The sequence below is a fragment of the Methylobacterium sp. PvR107 genome (assembly GCF_017833295.1).
Taxonomy (GTDB): domain Bacteria; phylum Pseudomonadota; class Alphaproteobacteria; order Rhizobiales; family Beijerinckiaceae; genus Methylobacterium.
In genome coordinates, this window is the sequence record NZ_JAFIBW010000001.1 from 1,554,943 (window position 1) to 1,568,118 (window position 13,176).

A 13,176-nucleotide genomic window follows, 5' to 3' on the forward strand; every position below is an offset into this window, starting at 1 on the left:
TCGGGATGACCGTCACGGCAGCCGGGCGGAGGGGTGCCTCAGCCATTCCGGCCGGAATCGTAGTAGAGGTCAGGCGGGAGCCCGTTGCCCTTGCCGACCAGACGGGAGCCGCCGAGCCGCGCCATCACCGCATAGAGCTTCTCGGCATCGGCGCGCTCCTCGGCCACGGGCCTGCGCGGGATCCCGGCCAGGAAATCGCGCTTCAAGGCCTCGAAGGTGGCATCGTCCTCGGCAGCCATCAGGGGGCGCACGATCTGCCAGGTGCTCGGATCCTGCGCCAGCATGTCCTTGGCGGCCCGCGACGCTCTGGCGAAGCCGGCGACGGCGTCAGGCTTCTCCTTCACCGTCGTGTCCTGGAACAAGTAGCCGATCAGCGCGACATCGCCCGACACGCCCAGCGCGTGCATGATGTCCTCCGCCCCGACGAGCCGGCGGAAGCTCTTGGCCTCCAGCCGCGCGCAATAGGTCCAGTAGGTCAGCGCCGCGTCGAGCGCGCCCTGCTCCAGCTTCAGCGTGATGAGCGGCGGCGCGCCGTAGGCGATCTCGGCGGCATGCTCGAGGTCGATGCCGGCGGCGTCCTTGGCCTGGGCCTTCAGAAGCAGCCAGTTCTTGTCGAGGGGGCCGCCGGCCACGCCGAGACGCTTGCCGTCGAGATCCTTCAGGGACTTGATCGCGCTGTCGGCCGGCACCATCACGGCGCCTTCCGACGTCGAATACGGAATGAAACGGACCGCCTGCCCGTCGTTGCCGAGGCGGGCTGCCCAGAGCAGGTCGCCGATGATCGTGTCGGCCTGGCCGCCGATGAAGCTGATCCGTGCGGCGTCGTTCCCGGCAAGCTTGACCGCGTCGAGCTGGAAGCCGTTCGCGGTATCGAGACCGCGCGCCTTGATGACGGCGGCCTCCCAGGTCGAGGTGCCGAAGGGCAGGCTTCCCAACCGGATGACCGGCGCGTCGGCGCGTGCCGCCCGCAGGCCGAGGCCGCCGAGCAGGCTTCCGGCGAGCATCGCGCGCCGTGACAGCATCACGCCTTCTCCCATCGTATTGCGCAGTTTTCAGCGGCCGCAGACTGAGGTGCCGTCTGGTCCGGGCGCCATTGGAAAATGGTCATAGGGCTCGCATGGGCCTGCGTCCACCGCGCACGATGCGCTTGCGCGTGACCGGCCGCGGCGGCACCTTCGGCGGGTAGTGAAAAACGGGAGGACGAACCCATGACCGAACGACGCGAAGGCGCTCTGGACGACGCGACCGTGGAGGCACGGCTGAAAGCCGAGTTGCCGGCGTGGCGGCTGGAGGATGGGTGGATCCGCCGCACCTACAAGACGGCAGGCTGGAAGAGCACGCTCATGGTCATCAACACGGTGGGTCACCTTGCCGAGGCGGCGTGGCACCATCCCGACATCACGGCCTCCTACGCCTGGGTCGAGGTGCGGCTCATGAACCACGCCGCGAAGGGCATCACCGACAAGGATTTCGCCCTCGCGCGGAAGATCGAGGAAGTGGTCGGGTGGCAGCCGGGCCAGGAAGGCCAGGGCCTCGAAGGCACGCCCACCGATGCCCGCTTTGCCTACATCAAGTATGACAAGTAGCGGCGGACCGGCGGTCACTGCGAGGCCTTCACCCGGCGGCACTCGGTCTTGAGATAGGCGCTCTTGCCGATCTCATCGCGCCGCTCGGTGCGGGCGATGATCTCCTGCCATCCCGTGGCGCAGCCGAGTTCGTTGGCGACCCGGACCTTGCGCACTTCCAGAGCCTGCTCGTCGGTGCAGGAATCCTGGGCGATGCCGTTGGCGCAGACCAAGACGACGGCAATGAAGGCGTTCATGCAGGTGACGTTCCCCGTTACGGCACCACCCTACGCGCCGACTGCCGCAAGAGTTGCGCACGTCGTCACGTCCCAGCTTTTCGTGATGGGACGGCGCCAGTGATCCCGCCCCGTGCGGACGGACGGTCGGCAGCTCTCAGACCCCATGGCACTCCGGAAGCGCGCGGTGTCAGACGGGTTCGGATGGTAAGTCAGGCTTCGCCGTCTTTGCGAGCGGAGCGAAGCAGTCAAGCCGGCGCGATACCGGCCGATGTCGCGCTGCCCCGGGGTCACTTTGCTGCGCGGGTGATGACGGAAATGGATACCTTTCGACGTCACCGTCACGGTCGGCCCGCCTGAGGGGGCGAAAAGGCGGGCCGACCGTTTCTCGCGGCGCCCATCGCGGGCGCCGCGATCTCTGTCGCCGCAGATCAGGCGGCGTGCGTCGTCGGGCTGCCGGCTGCCGGCCGGAGGCGGTAGCAGCCGACATACAGGGCAGGCAGGAACAGCAGCGTCAGGAACGTCGCTGCCAGGATGCCGCCGATCATCGCGAAAGCCATCGGTCCCCAGAACACCTCGCGGGCAATCGGGATCAGGCCCAGGCTCGCCGCCGCGGCGGTCAGCAGGATTGGCCGCATGCGGTGGTGGGTCGCCTCGAACACGGCGTCCCACGGGACCATCCCCTCGTCCCGGAACTCCTCGATCTGGCTCACCAGGATCACGGCGTTGCGGATGATGATGCCGATCAGCGCCAGGATGCCCAGGATGGCGACAAAGCCCATGGGCTTGTCGAACAGCAGGAGCGCCGGGACCACGCCGATCAGGCCGAGCGGCGCGACCGTAAACACGAGCAGCATCCGCCCGAAGCTCTGGAGCTGCATCATCAGCAGCAGGGCCATGGCGAGCAGCATGACCGGGACGACGGCCGCGATCGGACCCTGACCCTTGGCGGATTCCTCGACGGCACCGCCGGTCTGAAGCGTGTAACCTTCCGGCAGCGCCTTCGCGAAAGCGTCGATCCCGGGCTGCAGGCCGGCCACGATGGTGGCGGGCTGTGTGGCATCGTGAATCGTCGCGCGAACCGTCACGGTCGGAAGCCGGTCGCGACGCCAGACGATCGGCTGTTCGAGGTCGTAGCCGATCCGCGCGAAAGCGAGGAGCGGCACAACCGAACCGTTGGCGAGACCGACCTGCAGCGACTGGAGGGTGTCCAGCGAGGAGCGCTCCGCCGCCCGGGCTCGCCCGACGACGTTCACCAGATAGATCGAGTCGCGCACCTGGGTGATCGCCTGGCCGCCCTCGATCCCGTTGAGGATGCCGGCGACGTCCTGGCTGGTGACGCCGAGCTGGCGCGCCTTGTCTTGGAGGATCTCGACCCGCAACACCTTGCCGGGCTCGTTCCAGTCGAAGGTCGGCACGTCGAGGCGTTTGTCGGTGGCGACCACATTCGCGAGGTCGAGGGCGAGGTGGCGCACCGCCTCCATGTTCGGGCCGCTGAGCCGGTACTGGATCGGTCGTCCCACCGGCGGCCCGAGGCTCAGCGGCTGCACCAGAACGTCGGTGCCGACGAAGTCGCGCCGGGCGACGTCCTGCAGGCGCGCCATTACGCTGTCGCGCAGCTCCAAGGATTTCGTGACGATCACGATCTGCCCGTAGAACGCGTTCGCGAGCTGCTGGTCGAGGGGCAGGTAGAAGCGCACGGCCCCCTGCCCGACATAGGACGACCAGCCCGACACCTCCGGATCGTCCTTCAGCTTCGCCTCGAACCGATCCGTCTGCGCCCTGGTCTCGGCGATCGTAGCGTTCTGCGGCAGCGTCAGGTCGACCAGCAGCTCGGACCGGTCTGAGGACGGGAAGAACTGCTGCTGCACGTGCCCCATGCCGACGATGGCAACGGCCATCACGGCAAGGCAGACGACCACCGTCGTCCAGTGCCAGCGCATCGCGACGCGGAGCGCCGCCGTGAATAAGCGCGTGAACAGGCCGTCCTTCTCGCTGTGATGCTTCATGGTCTTGGGAAGCAGCGTCACGCCGATGAGCGGCGCGAACAGCACCGCAACCACCCATGACACCAGCAGCGACGCGGCGAGGACCACGAACAGCGAGTAGGTGTACTCGCCCGCTCCCGAGCCGTTGAATCCGATCGGAAGGAAGCCCGCTACCGTGACGAGCGTCCCGGTCAGCATCGGGAACGCCGTGGACGTGTAGGCGAAGGTCGCGGCCTTCCGCAGCGTGTCGCCGCGCTCCAGGCGGGCGACCATCATCTCCACGGTGATCATGGCGTCGTCGACCAGGAGGCCCAGCGCGATGATCAGCGCGCCGAGCGAGATGCGCTGCAGCGTCACGTCCATGATCTGCATGACCACGAACACGATCGCCAGTACCAGCGGGATCGACACGGACACCACGAGCCCGGCGCGGACGCCGAGGCTCACGAAGCTGACGGCCAGCACGATGATCACCGCCTCGACCAGGGCCTCGGTGAAGCCGCCGACCGCGTGCTCGACCTGCTTTGGCTGGTCCGACACGAGATGGACGCCGACGCCCACCGGCAGCTTGGCCTCGATCAGCCGCATCCGCTCCTTCAGGGCCTCACCGAAATGCAGGAGGTTGGCGCCCGGCCGCATGGCGATGGCGAGGCCGATCGCGGGCTTGCCGTCCACCCGGAACAGGGCGGAGGGCGGATCCTCGTAGCCGCGGCTGATCTCGGCGATGTCGGCGAGGCGGAAGAAGCGGTCGTTCACCCGCAGATTGAAGTCCTGAAGCGCGGCCTCCGACGCGAACGAACCGCTGACCCGCAGGGAGACACGCTCGGGCCCCGCCTGGACCACGCCTGAGGCGGAGACGGCGTTCTGCGCCTGCAGCGCCTTGATGAGGGCCGAGAAGTCGATGCCGTAGCCCGCGAGCTTGCGGGTCGAGAAGTCGAGGAAGATCGTCTCGGCCTGCGTGCCGATCAGCTGGGTCTTGCCGATATCTGGCACGCGCAACACTTCGGTGCGCACGCTCTCCACGTAGTCGCGCAGCTGCCGGTAGGTCAGCCCGTCGGCCGTGAAGGCGTAGATGTTGCCGTAGACGTCGCCGAATTCGTCATTGAAGAACGGGCCCTGCACGCCGTCCGGGAACTGTCCCTTGATGTCGCCAAGGCGCTTGCGCACCTGATAGAAGGCCGGCTGGATCTCGCCCTTCTTCAGTGTGTCGCGGAACTGCACGAAGACCGTCGAGGACCCTGGGGTCGTGTAGCTGCGGACGTAGTCGAGCCCGTTGAGTTGCTGCAGCTCTTTCTCGACCCGGTCGGTGACCTGATCGATCGTATCCTTGATGGTCGCACCCGGCCACGTCGTCTGCACGACCATGGTCTTGATCGTGAATGGCGGGTCCTCCTCGCGGCCGAGGCGCGAATAGGCCATCACGCCGGCGACCAGCGAGACGAGCATCAGGAACCAGACGAACGAGCGGTGCCCGAGCGCCCAGTCGGAAAGGTTGAAGTCCTTCACGCAATATCCCCGTGCGGCCGGCTTAGACGGCGCCGTCGGTCAGGCGCACGGCCTGGCCTTCCTTCAGCGCGTGGACGCCGGCGACGACGACCCGGTCGCCGGGCTGCAATCCGGCGGTGATGACGATACGGCCTGTCTCCTCCCGACCAGGAGGCGAGGCCACCGTCACGTCTCGGCGCGCCACAGACTTTGCGTCGGCGGAGACCACCCAGACGGAGCGACGGCCGTCCTGATCGAGCAGGGCTGATGCGGGCAGCAGGAAACGCCGCTGAACCTTGCTGGTGAGCGCTACATTGATGGTTGCGCCCAGCCGGAACGCGGGATTGGGGTCTTCGAGCGAGATGCGGATGCGCCGCGAGCGCGTTCCGGCCTCCGCGAGCGGTGCAATCTCACGCACCCGCCCGCGGGCCGTCAGGTCTGGCGCGCTCTGAAGCGCCACGGTGAAAATGCAATCCGCCGGCAACGCGCCGACATAGGCTTCCGGAATGTCGACCACGGCCTCGCGGACGTCCGGCCGTGCCACCGTGACCACGCCCTGTCCCGCGCTCAGAACCTGACCGACCTCGGCCAAGCGCTGTGTGACCACGCCGTCGAATTCAGCCTTCAGCTCGGTGTAGCCCATCTGGTCGCGGGCCTTCTGGAGGCTGGCTTGCGCTTGGTCGACGCGCGCCCGGGCTGTCTCGCGTTTCGCCACGGCTTGGTCGAGGGTGGCCTGCGCGACGCTGTTGCCGGTCATCAGGCGGCGCGTCCGCGCCTCTGCCGATTCGGCGTTCTCGGCCTGCGCGCGCGCGTCTGCGAGATCGGCCTCGGCGCGTGTCAGGTCGAAGCGCGTGACGATGACGTCGAGGGCGGCCAGACGCTGACCCTTCTTGACCACGTCACCGACCGTCACGTCGCGCGCCACCATCCGGCCGGGGATCTGGAAGCCGAGCTGCGCCTGGTAGCGGGGTTCGATCGTTCCCGCGAACGGGCCGAAGGTGATCGTGTCGCTCGGCTCGGCCACTTGCGTCAGCACGGGGCGTACGAGTGCCGCCTCGGCGGCAGTGTCCCGCGTCTTGTCCTCGTGTCCGTTGCAGCCGCCGAGCGCCGCAGCGAGGAGAGCGATCGCGAAGCGCGCATGCGGTCTCATGGACGGGTTCCGACCTCGGCGGCCGCGACCGTCTGGCCGGGCCGTAGGAACTGGATGCCGGCGACCACCACGCGCTCCCCCGGCTCGACGCCGCGCTTCAGCGCGATGGTGTCCGGCCCGAAGCGATCGATCTCGACGGCGCGCACCGACACGGTCCGATGGGCCGGATCGTAGATCCAAACGGAGGGTCGTCCGTCGTAGCGGTAGAGCGCCGACCAGGGCAGGACCACGGCCTCGTGCGGCGCGAACCGTCCCCGCCCGACGACGACTGCCCCGAGGCCCATCGCGCTCGGCGTCGATTGCAGACCGATCTTGACGCGGACCGTCCCGCTCGACGCGTCGACCGTGGGCGAAATCTCGCGCACGGTCCCGGTCGCCGTGACGGCGGGATCGGATTGCAGCGCGACGGCCACGGTCTCGCTGGCCGGCGGCTGCGCAGTGAGCGATTCGTACACATTGAAGACCGCATCCCGCGGCCCGTCCTGCGCAAGTACCAGCACGGTTTGACCGGACTGCACCACCTGCCCAACCTCGAAGCTGCGGCTGGTCACGATCCCGGCGACACCGGCGCACAATTCCGTGTAGGAGAACTGCTCCTGCGCGGTGCCGAGGGCGGCCCTGGCGGAATCCACCGCGGCCTGCGTGGTCCTCAGCTCCTGCTCGGCATTGTCGTAGGAGGTCCGCGTCGTAAACCCGCCGGCCAGCAGCTGCTTCTGCCGCTCGAACGACATCCGGGCCTGCGTCAGCAGCGCTTCCGCCGAGGTGAGCGCCGCTTTGGCGTTGTCGAGATTGGCCCGCTGGGTTAGCGGCTCGAGAACGGCAAGGACCTGGTCGGCCGCGACGTGGTCACCGATCTCAACCCGTCGCTCGGCGACCTTCCCGTTCGTCCGGAACGAGACGTTGACCTGCGCCTGCGCCTGGATGTCGCCTGTCAGCACCACGTCGAGCGCCATCGGCGTGCGCCGTGCCTCGACGATCCGCACGCGCGCGAGCGACGGATCGACAGCCGCGACCGGCTCGGCATCGGCGAGGGCGATGCCGACCGGCGCGATCAAAGCCAGCAGAACGGCGGTTGGACAAAGAAGGGAGAAACGGATCATGCGGTCGACCTTCTCGGCCGGGCTCGTGCAGAGTGCGTGGCATGGTCCTACTCGATCAGTTACATACCGTCCAGTCGGTTTTTAAAGCAGGTGATTTATGGAAGCGAAGCGCAAGCGGCTGGCGGAACGGCCCGAGATCATCCTCGAAGCCGCCCATGCGGTCCTCCGCAAAAGCGGGGCCCGCGGGCTGACCATCGACGCTGTCGCGGCCGAAGCCGGCCTGAGCAAGGGTGGCGTGCTGCATCATTACGCCTCGAAGGACGCGTTGATCTCGGCCCTCGTGGCCCGGAAGCTGTCGGATCTGCGCGAGGAGATCGCCGCCTGCGAGGCGGTGATCCCGCCTGGCCCGTCGCAACTCTCGCAGGCCATGGTCGCGCATGTGCGCGGGCATTATTGCGACGACGACGAATCGTCTCGCGCGCTGCTGCTTGCCTCGATCGAGTCATCTGAGGCGCTTGCCGATTACCGGGCTTTCGTGGCGGATCAGCTGGGTCGGCTGGAGCGCATCGAGGGCGCCTGTCCAGGCGAAGGCGCGGTCCTGTTCTTCGCGATCCTGGGCCTGTTCATGGGGCGGGCCTTGGGCTTCCATGCGCTCGGGGACGCGGCGCTGCAGCCGATGCTCGATGCGCTGGAGCGCATGGCCAAGCGGCCGGAGCGCTGAGGCTGCGGTTCAGACCTGAAAGACCAGTACGGCGCGGGTGCCAGGCGATCCTGGAACATAGGACAGCGCCGAGCGCAGATTCGTCGCCATGGCGCGTACGATGCGCGAGCCGAGCCCGGTACCACGAATCTCGCCCTCCCCCGTCCATCCGATGCCGTCATCTTCCACGGCGAGCGAAACGGTATCGGAGGCGTCCCAATCGACCGCGACCCGGATCTCCCCCGAGCTGCCCGGAGGGTAAGCGTACTTGTAGGCGTTGGTGACGAGTTCGGTCACGACGACGCCGACCGAGACCGCCTTATCGGTCGAGAGCCGCACCGGCGCCGCCCGCAGCCGGATCGCGTGATCGCGCCCGCTCGCCCGCATCGCCGCCTGCAGCTCCTCGACGAGACTTGTCAGATAGGCGTCCAGCTCGACCGACTCGACGTCCTCCGACGTGTAGAGGCGGCGGTGGATCCCCGCGATGGCCGAGATCCGCGCCTGCATCTCGTCGAGCGCGGCCTTGGCGGCCGGGTCGCTCACGGCATTGCGCTGCATGTGCGCGAGTGCCGCCACCAGCGCCAGGGAGTTGGCCACCCGATGGTTGACCTCGCGCAGCAGCAACTCGGCCCGGTCCCGGGCTTCGCGCATCTCGGCTTCCGCGCGCTCCTTGTCCCGGCGCAGAGCCTCCTGCCGCAACGCCGTCGCGACAGCTTCGCCCAGAAGCTCGCGGAACTGGCCCTGGATGTCCTTCCAGACGTAGTCGACGGCACCCGCCTTCAGGGCGGCCACGGCGACGCGGCTGTCCTCGGATCCGGTCACGTAGATGACCGGCGGGGCCTGCGGCAGGGCGCGGATTTCAGGCAGGAGGTCGAGCCCCGTCTGGCCCGGCATGTGATGGTCGAGCGCCACGGCGTCGACCCCGCCCTGGGCCAGGCGCGCGAGGCCCTCGGCACCGCTCGCGCAGAGTTCCACCGCGTAGCCGCGCGCCTCCAGCGAGCGCTTGACCAAGCGGCCGAGGCCAGGATCGTCGTCGATGTAGAGGATGCGCGCCGCCGCGGCGGTGCGATCAGCTCCGGCGGGATCCGCGCTCATGGGTTCTCGGGGACCTCCATGACCGAGAAGAACAGGCCCAGTTGCCGGATCGCGTTCGCGAACCCGTCATAATTTACCGGCTTGGTGATGTAGACGTTCGCTCCCAGATCGTAGCAGCGCTGGATCTCCTGGCTGTCGTCGGTGGTGGTGAGCACCACCACGGGCGAGCGTCGCGTATGCGGGTTCGCCTTGACCTTCTCCAGGATGTCGAGCCCGGTCATGTCCGGCAGGTTGAGGTCGAGCAGGATCAGGAGGTGGCGCCGGGCGCTCGCCAGCCCGGACCCATCCGGCCCGAAAAGGTATTCGAGGGCCGACGTGCCGTTCTGAAACGGCACGATCTCGTTGTTGACGCCCGCCCGCCGGATATTTCGCTCGATCAGCCGCGCGTGACCTTCGTCATCTTCGATCATCACGATGCTGACGGGATGCACGGCTCGCTCCACGCTCATTCGGCGGCGAGGGGTGCCGGCTTACGGTCGTCGAGAACCGCTGTAGACGCACCGTGCGGCAAGGTCACGTTGAACGTGGTGCCCTCCCCGAGTTTCGAGGTGATGTCGATCCGTCCGCCGAACGAGCGGATCAGCGCTTTGACGTGAGCGAGGCCGATCCCCTCCCCGGGACGATCCTGGGCACCCGACCGCCGGAACAACTCGAAGACACGAGCGTGGTCGCGCTCCGCGATGCCCCGACCGTTGTCGGTCACGGAGAAGCAGACCCCTCTTGAACCGACGGCCTTTGCCGTGACGGTGACGCGTCCCGGGCGGGAGGGATCGAGGTACTTGATCGCGTTGTCGAGAAGGTTGCCGAAGATCTGCTCGACGGCGAGCCGGTCGGCGACGATCGACGGCAGATCGGCCGCGATCGTCACGGCAGCGCCGGCTGCCTCGGCTTGATGCCGCTGCGCGTCCGCAACGTCGCGAAGCAGGGCGGTCATGTCGAGCGGTTCCGGCATGAACTGGCGCCGGCCCTCCCGCGACAGCTTCAGGATCGCGGCGATGAGCCCCTCCATCCGATTCACCGCAGCCTTGATGAAGCCCAGCGCCTCGCTGAAATCCGCGTCGATCCGCTCGGCCTGCGGGTGGCCGTCGAGTGCGGCCCGCATCTCGGCCCGCGTGGCCTCCAACTCGCTGGTGAAGCCCATCACATTGACGAGCGGCGCACGCAGATCGTGGCTGACGATATAGGCGTAACGCTGGATCTCCTCGTTCGATTCCCGCAGGTCGGCTTCGGCTTGGCGCTGCTCGGTAATGTCCGTGTGAACGCCGACCCATTCCCGAATCGCGCCCCGGTCGTCGAGCACCGGGACGGCGCGGATCGCGAAATGCCGCCATGTGCCATCGCCGCAGCGCACCCGATGCTCGTGAACGAAGGTGCGCCGCGCCCGAACCGTCTCGTTCCAGCGATCGACCGAGTCCTTGCGATCATCGGGATGGACTGCGTTCGCCCATCCGAAACCCTGGTACTCGTCGCGGGCCTGACCGGTGATCGCGCTCCAGCCCGGCTGGTCACCGAGCATCCGGCCTGTGGCATCGTTGGTCCAGAGTACGCCGCGAACGGCCTGGATGGCGGCTCGGAACCGCGCCTCGCTCGCCAGCAACTCGCGCTGAACACGCTGCTGGTCGATGGAGGAGGCCAGCATCGCCAGGAACAGGATGAGGAAGGTCGCTCCCGCCACATAGAGGGCCAGGTTCTCCTGCCGCTGCGTGACCATCCCGACATGAGTCGCGTCGCCGCCGGATTCCGACGCCGAGATCGTGGCCGCCGCCATGCCGGTGTAATGCATTCCGGCCACCGCGAGGCCCATGACGCTGGCGGCGGCAAGCTTCTGCCAGACGCCGTGCTGGCGGAACGCGAGCCACAGCGCAGCCGTCGCGGCGGTGACGGCGATCGCCACCGAGAGGGCCACCACCGGCGGGCTGTAGGCGAGACGTCCTGAAATCTGGAGCGCCGCCATGCCGGTGTAGTGCATCGTCGCGACGCCGAGCCCCATCAGCGGGCCGGCGATGAGCAGGCTTGCAAGCCCCTCCCCCTGATGGGCCACCCACAGGAACGCCCCACCGGTGAACCCGATGGCGATGAGCAAGGACAAAAGCGTCAGGCCGAGATCGTAGGCGGCCGGCAGGCCCATCTCGAAGGCCAGCATTCCGACGAAGTGCATTGACCAGATCCCGCCGCCCATGGCCAAGGCTGCGCCCGCGACCCAGGGCCACTTCGCGCCCGGAACCGGTCCACGGACGCGGGCACCCAGATCCAGGGCGGTGTAGGAGGCGAAGATGGACAGGCCGATCGACAGAGCGACGAGCGCCGGATTGTAGCCGGTGTGGACCATGTGGACTCATCGGCAGGCGAGGACCGCCATTCACGATGTATCCTGTGTCGTGGGGCGGCGCTATCGTCTTTAGGCGGCAGCCGAATCTCCTGAATACCGATGTTGCGGCGCAGCCCTTTTACCGGGCGCCCGCATCGCGAGCGGACGACGCGGCACGAAGGGCTTGAAAGCCGGCAAATCCCGGCGCAATGCGGGGGCGCTCCCCTGCGATAAGGTGAGAGCCAGCTGGTTCGCAGCACCCAAGACCGGCTGCGGGTCTGCCGGTGGCCGGCATCGAGCCGCCGAATCATTGAACCGACGGCGCCGCGGTTACATTGTTGCGATGCGTGCGCCGTGATCCGGCCGGGAAGGCGAAGGAAGAGCCGCACGAAGAAAAAATACAGGTCTGTCGCGCCGCGCCGGTCTCTTCGATCGCCCTGGCGCGTTGTAGGCTTCGCTGATCGCTCTTCGCGAATGCAGGTTCATGAAAGAACACGCCGCGACATTGTTGCCCGACCGCCTGCGCAACTCCCTCGCGCGCGCTCTGTACGATTCTGATCAGGGCGAAAGCGCGGATCGCCCGTCCTGGGACGATGATGCGCTGGACGCTGCGCATCCGGGCTTGCGCGCGCGCTATCTGCAGCGGGCCGAGGCCCTGGCCGCAGGTCCCTTGGCGGATCTGCTCGCCACGGTCGCCAGCGGATCCGCCAACGACGAGGAATTGCGGGTGCTCCGCCGCCAGCGGATGGCCCCGGATCGCGAGCGTGAGCTCCTGGAGGCCAATAACCGGATGCTGCTGCGTGCCGAGATGGCGGAAGCGGCCAGGGCTGCGTCAGAGGAGGCGCTCGCGCTGGCTCGCCGCGAACGCGACGTGGCTCGGGAGGCTGAGGCGTTCTGGCAGCGCTTCGCGTTCGACGCGGACGATCTCGCCACCCGCCGGCTGGTCGAGCAGACCGACGCGCGGGCCGCCGCTGAACGGGCGGCGATTCATGAGCGGTGCCGCAGGGAGCGCGCCGAGAGCGCGCTGCGTCTCTTCGCCGATCGCGCCGAGGTGATGCCCAAGGAGGGCTGGGCGTCGGAACTCGTCAAGGCGAACCGTGACATCCCGCTCTGGTGGTTCCACGCAGCGCGCGTCGCCCTGGCTCCACCCGAGCCCCAGAGCGACACGCAGGCAGATACCGCCTGACGCGCCTCAGGCCGCCGCTGGATGATTGGCGGACGCGGGGGGGGTCCGGAACAGGGCGGTGCAGCCGGAGCCGCGATGCATGCTCAGGATCGAGGCCCGATCAATCTCCGGGTGAGCCTTGAGCACATTCTGCACGCAGGCGAGGACACGCTCGTACTGTGCCGAATCGAAGTTCGGCTCGAGCGGACTCACCGCGATGTATGTCTCGACGACCAGCACACGTTCGGCCCGGTCATGACCGACATCGACGGCGATCCAGGAAGATTTGATCAGGCTGGTGCTGGCGAGCATGGGCGTCCCTCGTTCAGCGTTGCATCGATCTGCTCGCCGCGGAAGCGGGCAATTTTGGTGAAATCATGGACCGGGCCCGCACGAAAGCCAAGGGCCCTTCATCCGCTCGGGCCTCCCACGAGGCATGGCAAT

Annotated in this window: 13 protein-coding genes; 3 read left to right on the top strand and 10 right to left on the bottom strand. The window is 67.8% G+C overall.

Features of this window, described 5'->3' with window-relative positions:
• Positions 1-38 precede the first annotated feature (38 nt).
• On the bottom strand, positions 39-1,022 hold the full coding sequence (locus tag JOE48_RS07205) for an ABC transporter substrate-binding protein (RefSeq protein WP_210028905.1): 984 nt from the start codon (positions 1,020-1,022) through the stop codon (positions 39-41).
• A gap of 186 nt (positions 1,023-1,208) precedes the next feature.
• On the opposite strand from JOE48_RS07205, the gene JOE48_RS07210 reads away from it, so the two are divergent.
• Positions 1,209-1,586 (top strand): 4a-hydroxytetrahydrobiopterin dehydratase, encoded by a 378-nt coding sequence (locus JOE48_RS07210; protein WP_210028906.1) that lies wholly within the window; start codon positions 1,209-1,211, stop codon positions 1,584-1,586.
• 14 nt (positions 1,587-1,600) lie between these two features.
• Here the strand turns inward: JOE48_RS07210 and JOE48_RS07215 are convergent, their stop codons facing one another.
• The 4 genes from JOE48_RS07215 to JOE48_RS07230 form a co-directional block, all read right to left on the bottom strand.
• Complete coding sequence (locus tag JOE48_RS07215; protein WP_210028908.1) at positions 1,601-1,822, bottom strand: hypothetical protein; 222 nt, start codon at positions 1,820-1,822, stop codon at positions 1,601-1,603.
• 410 nt (positions 1,823-2,232) lie between these two features.
• Positions 2,233-5,295, bottom strand: a complete 3,063-nt coding sequence (locus tag JOE48_RS07220; RefSeq protein WP_210028910.1) for an efflux RND transporter permease subunit — start codon at positions 5,293-5,295, stop codon at positions 2,233-2,235.
• 22 nt (positions 5,296-5,317) lie between these two features.
• On the bottom strand, positions 5,318-6,424 hold the full coding sequence (locus JOE48_RS07225) for an efflux RND transporter periplasmic adaptor subunit (protein WP_210028912.1): 1,107 nt from the start codon (positions 6,422-6,424) through the stop codon (positions 5,318-5,320).
• Positions 6,421-7,524, bottom strand: coding sequence for an efflux RND transporter periplasmic adaptor subunit (locus JOE48_RS07230; RefSeq protein ID WP_210028914.1), 1,104 nt, complete (start codon positions 7,522-7,524; stop codon positions 6,421-6,423). The genes JOE48_RS07225 and JOE48_RS07230 overlap by 4 nt, the downstream gene beginning before the upstream one ends.
• A 97-nt stretch (positions 7,525-7,621) precedes the next feature.
• Here JOE48_RS07230 and JOE48_RS07235 point away from each other — a divergent pair, with 97 nt between their 5' ends.
• A complete protein-coding gene (locus JOE48_RS07235; protein WP_210028916.1) occupies positions 7,622-8,185 on the top strand; it encodes a TetR/AcrR family transcriptional regulator in 564 nt (187 codons plus the stop codon).
• 9 nt (positions 8,186-8,194) lie between these two features.
• On the opposite strand, the gene JOE48_RS07240 is transcribed toward JOE48_RS07235, so the two are convergent.
• The 4 genes from JOE48_RS07240 to JOE48_RS30175 all read right to left on the bottom strand — a co-directional run bounded on the left by JOE48_RS07240 (position 8,195) and on the right by JOE48_RS30175 (position 12,183).
• Positions 8,195-9,259, bottom strand: coding sequence for a response regulator (locus tag JOE48_RS07240; protein ID WP_210028918.1), 1,065 nt, complete (start codon positions 9,257-9,259; stop codon positions 8,195-8,197).
• Positions 9,256-9,708 (bottom strand): response regulator, encoded by a 453-nt coding sequence (locus JOE48_RS07245; protein WP_210028920.1) that lies wholly within the window; start codon positions 9,706-9,708, stop codon positions 9,256-9,258. Before JOE48_RS07245 ends, JOE48_RS07240 begins: the two co-directional genes overlap by 4 nt.
• Positions 9,705-11,588 carry an MHYT domain-containing protein gene (locus JOE48_RS07250; RefSeq protein ID WP_210028922.1) on the bottom strand — a complete coding sequence of 628 codons (1,884 nt, stop codon included), beginning with the start codon at positions 11,586-11,588 and terminating at the stop codon, positions 9,705-9,707. Before JOE48_RS07250 ends, JOE48_RS07245 begins: the two co-directional genes overlap by 4 nt.
• Before the next feature lie 286 nt (positions 11,589-11,874).
• Positions 11,875-12,183, bottom strand: coding sequence for a hypothetical protein (locus JOE48_RS30175; RefSeq protein ID WP_245252745.1), 309 nt, complete (start codon positions 12,181-12,183; stop codon positions 11,875-11,877).
• Between the two features lie 6 nt (positions 12,184-12,189).
• Here JOE48_RS30175 and JOE48_RS07255 point away from each other — a divergent pair, with 6 nt between their 5' ends.
• Positions 12,190-12,753 (top strand): hypothetical protein, encoded by a 564-nt coding sequence (locus tag JOE48_RS07255; RefSeq protein ID WP_245252746.1) that lies wholly within the window; start codon positions 12,190-12,192, stop codon positions 12,751-12,753.
• 6 nt (positions 12,754-12,759) lie between these two features.
• Here the strand turns inward: JOE48_RS07255 and JOE48_RS07260 are convergent, their stop codons facing one another.
• Positions 12,760-13,044: a hypothetical protein gene (locus JOE48_RS07260; protein WP_210028924.1), complete on the bottom strand. Its 285-nt coding sequence runs from the start codon at positions 13,042-13,044 to the stop codon at positions 12,760-12,762.
• Between the last annotated feature and the right edge of the window lie 132 nt (positions 13,045-13,176).